We start from the raw sequence: 8,619 nt of genomic DNA, 5'->3' as shown, positions 1-8,619 counted from the left end.
TGCTCGGGTTCGGGGGGGGCGAGGTGGCGGACGGGGTGCTGGACCGGCTGCGCGCGGACGCCCGCGCCGAGGGCGGCGGCCTCCGGGACGCCGAGGTGTGGCTGGCCTACGCGCACCCGCCGCTCGCCCGCGACCGGCGCACGCCGGTGCTGGCCGCCGAGTAGGCCATCGCCGTCCCGGCCCTCGGCGGCGACCCGCAGCTGCACGCGGCGGCGATCCTGGCCGACGGACTCACCCGGCGCCGGAGCCACGCGGTGGCGGGCCGCGCCGAGCAGGTGCTGCGCGACCTGCCGCTGCACCCGCGCAACCCGTGGACGGTCGAGGCGGCCCTGCTGGCCGTGCAGGTGCTGCTGCGCGCGGACCGGCTCGACGCCGCGGCGGCGTGGTGCGAGGCTCCGTCCGGTGAGGGGCGGGACGGCGAGGCAGGGGGCGGCGGCACCCAGGCGGCGTTCTTCGCGGCGGCGCGCGCGGAGGTCGCGCTGCGGACGGGCGACCTGCCGAGCGCGCTGAGGGAGGCGCGGGAAGCGCTGGCGCGCCTCAGCCCCAAGTCATGGGGCGTCGCGATCGGGTACCCACTGGGCACCTGCATCCTGGCCGCGACGCGCGCCGGCGAGCACGACGAGGCCGCCAGGTGCCTGGCGCTGTCGGTCCCCGAGGCGATGTTCAAGAGCCGCCACGGCCTCTACTACCTGTACGCCAGGGGCCATCACCACCTCGCGTCCGGCCACGCCCACGCGGCCCTGGCCGACTTCCTCAGCTGCGGCGAGCTGATCCGCGGCTGGGGCCTGGACACCGCCGGGCCGGTGCCGTGGCGCACCGACGCGGCCGAGGCGTGGCTGCGCCTCGGCAACCGCGACCAGGCCCGCCGGCTCGTCCGCGAGCAGCTCGCGCGGACCGACGGGCGCGGCCCCGCGCTGCGGGTCCTCGCCGCCGCGAGCCCGGCCGGGCGGCGGCTGCCGCTGCTGACCGAGGCGGTCGACCTCGCCGAGGCGTCGGGCGACCGGTTCGAGCAGGCCCGCGTCCTCGCCGACCTGAGCCGCGTCCACGCGGTGGGCAACCGGCGGCGCGCCCGCCTGCTGCTCCGCCAGGCCCTGCACGTCGCGAACATGTGCGGGATGCGGCCGCTCGCCCGGGAGCTGCTGTCGGTGCAGGCCGACCTGGGCGGCGCGGAGGCGATGGCGGACGGCCTGGAGGGCATCGCGTCGCTCACCGACTCCGAGCGCCGGGTCGCGTCCCTGGCGGTGGTCGGCAACACCAACCGGGAGATCGCCGCGAAGCTCTACATCACCCCCAGCACCGTCGAGCAGCACCTCACCCGCATCTACCGCAAGCTCGGCATCCGGCGCCGCAAGGAGCTGCCCGCCGACCTGTGGGCGGGGCTCAGGAAGACCGGCTGACCGCGCCGCCCGCGTCGAGGTCCGTGCCAGCGCCGGGTTCCGTGCCCGCGCCGAGCCCGGCGAGCAGTTCCTCGACGAGGGCGTTCGCGCCGTTCCGGTCGGCGGCCGTCCCGAACAGGTAGAAGTCGGGGCGGACGAGCGCCGCGACCGCCCCGGCGCGCGCCAGGTACGGCAGGTGCACGCCGTCGAGGTCGGCCGCCGCGTCCAGCGTCACGAACCGCGCGCCGAGCCGGGCCAGGGCCGCGGCGAGGGCGGGGTCGAGCAGCTCGCCGGGCGGTTCGGTGGTGAGCAGCACGAAGCCGGGGGCGCCGGCGACCTCGTCGAGGAGTCCTTCGCGGCCGCCGATCCGGACGCGGCCCTGCGGGGTGAGCCCGCCCGCCGCGCCGCGCGGGCCGCCGCCGGCGTCCCGGGCGATCAGCCCCCGGGTCAGCGGGTGGACGGCCGACGGCGGGGGCGCGGCGAGGCCCCGCTCCCGGACGCCGATCATGACCTCGTCGCGGTCGCGGGCGGCGGCCGGGTCGGTCTGGCAGATCACCCGGCCGAGGTCGACGGACATGGTGACGGCGTGCCGGACGTGCTCGCGGCGCTCGTCGGTGTAGGTGTCGAGCAGCGCCTCGCCGGCCCGCCCGGCGAGGACGAGGTCCAGCTTCCAGGCGAGGTTGGCCGCGTCCCGGAACCCCGAGCACATGCCCTGACCGGCGAAGGGCGGCATCAGGTGGGCCGCGTCGCCCGCGATGAGGATCCGGCCGGCCCGCCACCGGTCGACGTACCGCGCCTGGAAGGTGTAGACGGCGTGGCGCTCCAGCGTCGCGGTGCTCTCGTCGATGCCGAACAGCGAAAGGAGGCGCCACACGTTCTCGGTGCGGCCGAACTCGTCCGGCGGTTCGCCGGGCAGCCGCATGAACTCCCAGCGGCGGTGGCCGGGCCCGGCCGACACGGCGGTGCGCGGCCGCGCCGGGTCGCAGACCTGCAGGTTGTTCGGGACGAAGCGGCGCGGCTCGTGCAGCCGCACGTCGCAGGTCAGCCAGTCGTCGAAGAACCGCAGGTCGGTGGCGGTGGCGTCGAGGGCGTCGCGCACGGCGCTGTTCGCCCCGTCGCAGCCGACGACGTACCGGGCGGTCAGCACGCCGCCCTCGGGGCCGTCGACGGTGACCGCCACCCGGTCCCCCTCGTCGCGCAGGCCGGTCACGCGGTGACCGCGCAGCACGCGCAGCGTGGGCTGCGCCGCACCGCGCGCGGCCAGGGCGGCCTCGATCCCGGGCTGGTACATCGAGAGCGAGTCCGGCCATCCGGACCAGCCCCGCTCGGCCACGTCCACCTCGAACAGCGTCGCGCCCGCCCCGTTCGTCCAGACGTAGTCGCGGGACGGTTCGGCGACGGTGCGCAGGGCCTCGCCGATGCCCGCGGCGGCGAGGATGCGGGCGGACTCGCCGTCGAAAGACACCGCCCGCGGCATCGGGTAGGGCTCCGGCCGCCGCTCCACGACGGTGACGCGGTGCCCGCGCGCCGCGAGCAAGGTGGCGGTCACCTGCCCGACGGGCCCGTACCCGACGACGATGACGTCGGTGCCCGCCCGGCTCACCGCCCGCTCCCCGCGGCGGTCGCGCCGCTCGCGTTCGCGGCCGTCGCGGCGGCGGGCGAGCCGAGGATCTCGGCGACGACGCGCTCGTGCTCGGCCGGGTCGGTGAGCACCCGGACGGTCTCGTGGCCGTCGTCCACGGTGAGCAGTCGCTTGCCGATGAGGACGCGCTGGCCCGTGGCGGAGGACCGCCCCCGCACCAGGATCCCGGCCCCGGCCAGCGCCCGGGCGAACGCCTCCAGCTCGGCCGAGGGGTCCTGCCATTCGGCGAGGTCGCGGGGCTTGTCGCGGAACCGGTACACCGCCTGCCAGATCCCGGACCGGCCGCTGCGCTCGACCACGTGGTAGCCGTCCGCCGGAACGACGCGGAACCGGCTGCCGTGCTGCCGCTGCACCTGGGCGGTGACGCGCAGCGGCTCCAGATAGGACGGGCCGACGAAGCCCACGTCCACGAGGTACAGCTCGCCGTCCAGGCGGGCGTGGTTGAAGACGTGCTCCAGGTCGGGGCCGAACGATCCGTCCATCTGCCGGATGCCGGCGCCGAACACGCCGACGTCGAAGCCCAGTTCCTCCAGCAGGGCGCGGAACAGGCCGTTGAGCTCGTAGCAGACGCCGCCGCGCCGGCCGACGACGATCTCGTCGAACGCGGTGTCCAGGTCGATGTCGACCCCCGCCCACAGCGCGGTGCCCCGGCCCGCGTTGAGCGCGCTGTCGTACGGGAAGGTCCGCAGGTGGCGGTGGTGCAGGAAGCGCAGCGTCTCCAGCGTGGGCGCGGCCGGCCCGCGATGGCCGAGCGCCTCCAGGTAGGTGCCGGCGTCGAAGCCCATGGGTCAGTCCTCCGCGGTCTCGGCGGGTGCGGTCTCGGCGGGGCCGGTGGCGGTCAGTTCGGCCAGCAGGTGGTCGGCCAGCTCGGCCGGGGTGGCCCGATCGAAGATCAGCATCGGGGGGAGCTCCAGTCCGGTCGCGGCCGAGAGCCGGTTGCGCAGCTCCACCGCGGTCAGCGACACGTACCCGACCTCGAAGAACACGTCTCCGGGCGCGAGCGTCTCGGCGGGCGGCCGTCCGAGCACCGCCGACGCCTCCGTACGGACCAGGTCCAGCAGCGCGTTCCGGCGCCCGTCCTCGTCGAGCTCCTCGAACCCGTCGAGCGGGGACGGCGCCTCCTCCGCTTCCTCCGGAGGTGACAGGGCCGGGCGGGCGGGGGCGGTGGGCGCGGATTCCAGCCAGTAGTGGCGGTGCTGGAAGGCATAGGTGGGGAGGTCGACGCGGGGCCGCCCGGCCAGGGACGCCGACCAGTCGACGCCGCCGCCGCGGACGCGCAGTCCCGCCGCCGAGAGCAGGAACGTCCGGAGCCCACCCTCGCCCCGGCGCAGCGTGCCGGTGACCGCGGCCGCGGCCCGCCCCGCGGCGTCCTTGATCTCGGCCGCCAGCACCGGGTGCGCGCTGACCTCCACGAACGACCGGAAACCGTCGTCCAGGAGGGCGCGGGCGGCGGCGTCGAACCGCACGGTGCCGCGCAGGTTGCGGTACCAGTAGGCGGCGTCCAGCCGCGTGGTGTCCAGCCATCCCCCTTCGACGGTGGAGAAGAAGGGGACCTGGGACGGCTTCGGGGCGAGGCCGTCCAGGAGATCGTGAAGCTCGTCGCGGATCGCCTCGACGTGCGAGGTGTGCGAGGCGTAGTCCACGGGCACCCGGCGGACCCGCACGCCCTCCTCCTCGCAGGACTCGATCAGCTCGGCCAGGGCGCCGGCGTCACCGGCGACGACGACCGACGCGGGCCCGTTGACGGCTGCGATCTCCAGGCCGGGCGCGAGCCGCGCGGCGACCCGGTCCTCGGGCAGCGCGACCGACGCCATGCCGCCGCGTCCGGCCAGGCCGCGGGCGATGGCCTTGCTGCGCAGCGCCACCACCCGCGCCGCGTCCTCCAGCGGCAACGCCCCGGCGACGTGGGCGGCGGCGATCTCGCCCTGCGAGTGCCCCACCACGGCGTCGGGCACCACACCGAACGACTCCCACAGGCGGGCGAGGGCCACGTTCACCGCGAAAGAGGCGGGCTGCACCACGTCCACCCGCTCCAGCGGGCCGCGCAGCTCCTCGGCGAGCGACCAGTCCACGTACGGCTTCAACGCCGCCTCGACCTCCGCCAGAGCGGCGGCGAACACCTCGGACTGGCCGGCCAGCGCCACGCCCATCGCCGTCCACTGCGCGCCTTGCCCGGGGAAGACGAAGACGGTCTTGCCGTCGACCTCCGCCGGGCCGGCGGATTCGACTTCGGCCAGGGCCGCGATCGCCTCGGCGCGGTCGGCCGCCACCACGACCGCCCGGTGCTCCAGCGTCGCCCGCCCGGTGGCCAAGGCGTGCCCGATCTCCGCCGGGGCGAGGTCGCCGTGCTCGCGCAGGAACGATGCGAGCCGCTCCGCCTGCGCGCGCAGGCCCTCCGCCGTCCGGGACGAGAGGAGCCACGGGACCGCGCCGGGTGCCGTGCCGTCCCCCGCTTCCGGCCGGGGCTCTTCGGCGGCCTGTTCGAGGATCACGTGGGCGTTGGTGCCGCTGACCCCGAACGACGACACCCCGGCCCGGCGCGGCCGGTCCACTTCGGGCCACGCGCGCGCCTCGGTCAGCACGCGGACGGCACCGGTCTCCCAGTCGACCTGCGTGCTCGGCGCGTCCACGTGCAGCGACTCGGGCAGTAGGCCGTGGCGCAGCGCTTGGACCATCTTGATGACGCCCGCCACGCCCGCCGCCGCCTGGGTGTGCCCGATGTTCGACTTCAACGACCCCAGCCACAACGGCCGGTCGGCGGGACGGTCTCGGCCGTAGGTCGCCAGCAGCGCCCGCGCCTCGATCGGATCGCCCAGCCGCGTCCCGGTCCCATGACCTTCGACGGCATCGACATCGGCGGCGCTCAGACCCGCGTTGGCCAGCGCCTGCCCGATCACCCGCTCCTGCGAAGGCCCGTTCGGCGCGGTGAGGCCGTTGGACGCACCGTCCTGGTTCACCGCCGAACCGCGCACCACCGCCAGCACCTCATGACCATTGCGGCGCGCATCCGACAACCGCTCCAGGACGAGCACGCCGACGCCCTCGGAGAGGCCCGTCCCGTCGGCGGTGTCCGCGTACGCCTTGCAGCGACCGTCCGGGGCCAGGCCGCGCTGCCGCGAGAAGTCGATGAACACCTCGGGGGTCGCCATCACGGCCACTCCCCCGGCCAGGGCGAGCGAGGACTCCCCCGACCGCAGCGACTGCGCCGCCAGATGCAACGCCACCAGCGACGACGAGCACGCCGTGTCGACCGTCACCGCCGGCCCTTCCAGACCGAAGGTGTAGGACACGCGGCCGGAGGCGACGCTGCCGGAGTTGCCGATGCCGAAGTAGCCTTCGAGTCCCTCCGGGAGGGCGCCGAGGTTGTCCCGGTAGTCGTGGAACATCAGTCCGGTGAAGACCCCGGCGGGCGTGCCGCGCAAGGAGGTCGGGTCGATGCCCGCGCGCTCGAGGGCCTCCCATGACACCTCCAGCAGCAGCCGCTGCTGCGGGTCGATGGCGAGGGCCTCGCGCGGCGAGATCCCGAAGAGCGCGGCGTCGAACCCGCCGGGCTCGGCGAGGAAGCCGCCCTCCTTCGCGTAGGTCCGCCCGGTGCGGTCGGGGTCGGGGTCGTAGAGGTCGTCCGGGTTCCAGCCGCGGTCGCGGGGGAACGGGCCGATCGCGTCGCGACCTCCGGCGACCAGCCGCCACAGGTCCTCCGGCGAGGCGATCCCGCCCGGCAGGCGGCAGGCCATGCCCACGATCGCGATCGGCTCGGTGCGGCGCGCCTCGGCGTCGTGCAACCGCCGGCGGGTCCGCTGCAGGTCGGCGAGGGTCCGGCGCAGGTACTCGCGCAGCTTCTCGTCGTTCGCCATGTGCCTTTCCTCAGCCCTGTCCGAGTTCATGGTCGATGAGCGCGAAGAGCTGGTCGTCGGTCGCCGCCTCCAGGTCGGCGCCGGGCTCGGCGGGCCCGGCCAGGCGGGCGGTCAGCGCGTCGAGCCGCGCGACGATCCGGTCCCGGAGCGCGCCGTCCTCGGGCGGCTCGCCGAGCGCGCGTTCCAGCCGTTCCAGCTCCGCCAGCGCGGGCGGGACCTCCTCGCGCGGTGCGACGCCGAGTTCGGCGCGCAGGTGCTCGGCGAGCGCGGCCGGGTTGGGGTGGTCGAACACCGCGGTGGCCGCGAGCCGCACGCCGGTCGCCTCGGCGAGGCGGTTGCGCATCCGCACGGCCGTGAGCGAGTCGAATCCGGCGTCCTTGAACGCCTGGTCCGCACGCAGGGTCTCGCCGGCGGGCAGGCCGAGCACGTCCTCGGCGGCGGCGCGGACGATCCCGACCAGTTCGCGCCGCTGGTCGGGCTCCGGCAGCCGGGCCAGCCGCTCGGCCAAGGGCTCGCGGGCCGGCTCCGCCGCGTCGTCGGTCGTGGTCGCGGTGGCGGTCCGGCGCGGAGCGGTCCGCACCAGGCCGCGCAGCAGCGCCGGGAGCGTGCCCTCGCCGGCCCGGCCGCGCAGGGCCGCATGGTCGAGGCGAGTGGGGACGAGCACCGCCTCGCCGTCCACGCGCAGCGCCAGGTCCAGGAGCGAGAGCGCCTCGTCGGTCGGCAGCGCCAGTTGCAGGCCACGGGCCAGCCGGTCGCGGCCCTCCTCGCCGAGGCGGCCGGTCAGCCCGCTGGCCTGCTCCCAGAGACCCCAGGCCAGGGAGAGGGCGGGCAGCCCTTCGGCGCGCCGGAGCCGGGCCAGCCCGTCCAGGAACCCGTTGGCCGCCGCGTAGTTGCCCTGCCCGGCGTTGCCGAAGATCCCCGCACCGGAGGAGAACAGCACGAACGCCGCGAGGTCCAGGTCGCGGGTCAGCTCGTGCAGGTGCCAGGCGGCGTCCGCCTTCGGGCGGAAAACCGCCTCCACCTGCTTCGGGCTCAGCGACGCGAGCACCCCGTCGGCCAGCGCGCCCGCCGCGTGGACGACGGCGGTCAGCGGGTGTTCGGCCGGTATCTCCGCGAGGACGCCCGCCAGCGCGTCCCGGTCGGAGACGTCGGCGGCGACGATGCGCACGGAGGCGCCCGCCGCGCGCAGGTCGTCCGCCAGTTCACCGGCGCCCGGGGCCGCCGGGCCCCGCCATCCGGCCAGCACCAGGTGGCGGACGGCGTGGGAGGCCACCAGATGGCGGGCCACCAGCCCGCCCAGCGTTCCCGTGCCGCCCGTGATCAGCACGGTGCCGTCCGGGTCGAGCCGGGGCGGCTCCCCGGTGGCGCGCGCACGGGCCAGGCGGGGCGCGTACAGGCCGCCCTCGCGGACCGCGAGTTCCGGCTCCCCCGAGGCGACCGCCGCGGGCAGCAGCGCCCGCGCGGCGCCCGGGTCGTCGGCCTCCACCAGCGTGATCGGGTCCGGGACTTCGAACCGGGCCGTGCGGACCAGACCCGCCACGGCGGCGCCCGCCGGCCCTCCGGCGGTGAGGACGACCTTCGGCGGATCCTCGGCGATGCGCCGCATCGCACGGACGACCAGGTCGCGAGCCGCCTCGGCGGGCGGCCCCGCCGGGACGCCGGTGAGGTCCAGGACGTCGCCGGCCGCGAGCGGCGCCGCGTCCGATGCCGCCTGGACCCGCGTCCACGCGATGCGCTGGAGCGCGGC

General features: G+C 76.4%; 5 protein-coding genes. 1 reads left to right on the top strand and 4 read right to left on the bottom strand.

Translation table 11 applies throughout. The features are described from left to right. Positions 1 to 254: 254 nt before the first annotated feature. Positions 255 to 1,397: a helix-turn-helix transcriptional regulator gene (locus tag ABZ914_RS40790; protein ID WP_500199981.1), complete on the top strand. Its 1,143-nt coding sequence runs from the start codon at positions 255 to 257 to the stop codon at positions 1,395 to 1,397. Here ABZ914_RS40790 and mhpA read toward each other — a convergent pair. The 4 genes from mhpA to ABZ914_RS40770 all read right to left on the bottom strand — a co-directional run. After that, positions 1,381 to 2,979 carry a bifunctional 3-(3-hydroxy-phenyl)propionate/3-hydroxycinnamic acid hydroxylase MhpA gene (gene mhpA, locus ABZ914_RS40785; RefSeq protein ID WP_500199979.1) on the bottom strand — a complete coding sequence of 533 codons (1,599 nt, stop codon included), beginning with the start codon at positions 2,977 to 2,979 and terminating at the stop codon, positions 1,381 to 1,383. The two genes, ABZ914_RS40790 and mhpA, sit on opposite strands and share 17 nt — an antisense overlap. Then, the gene (locus ABZ914_RS40780) at positions 2,976 to 3,803 is read right to left on the bottom strand and encodes an arylamine N-acetyltransferase family protein (RefSeq protein WP_500199978.1); all 828 of its coding nucleotides are present in this window, start codon (positions 3,801 to 3,803) and stop codon (positions 2,976 to 2,978) included. Before ABZ914_RS40780 ends, mhpA begins: the two co-directional genes overlap by 4 nt. Before the next feature lie 3 nt (positions 3,804 to 3,806). Continuing rightward, on the bottom strand, positions 3,807 to 6,872 hold the full coding sequence (locus ABZ914_RS40775) for a type I polyketide synthase (RefSeq protein WP_500199976.1): 3,066 nt from the start codon (positions 6,870 to 6,872) through the stop codon (positions 3,807 to 3,809). A gap of 10 nt (positions 6,873 to 6,882) precedes the next feature. Beyond that, the coding region (locus tag ABZ914_RS40770) for a type I polyketide synthase (RefSeq protein WP_500199974.1) at positions 6,883 to 8,619 on the bottom strand (1,737 nt) is incomplete at its 5' end.

Source organism: Spirillospora sp. NPDC046719 (assembly GCF_040645715.1).
In the GTDB taxonomy this organism is placed as follows: domain Bacteria; phylum Actinomycetota; class Actinomycetes; order Streptosporangiales; family Streptosporangiaceae; genus Spirillospora.
This window is presented reverse-complemented; position numbering and strand designations above follow the sequence as displayed.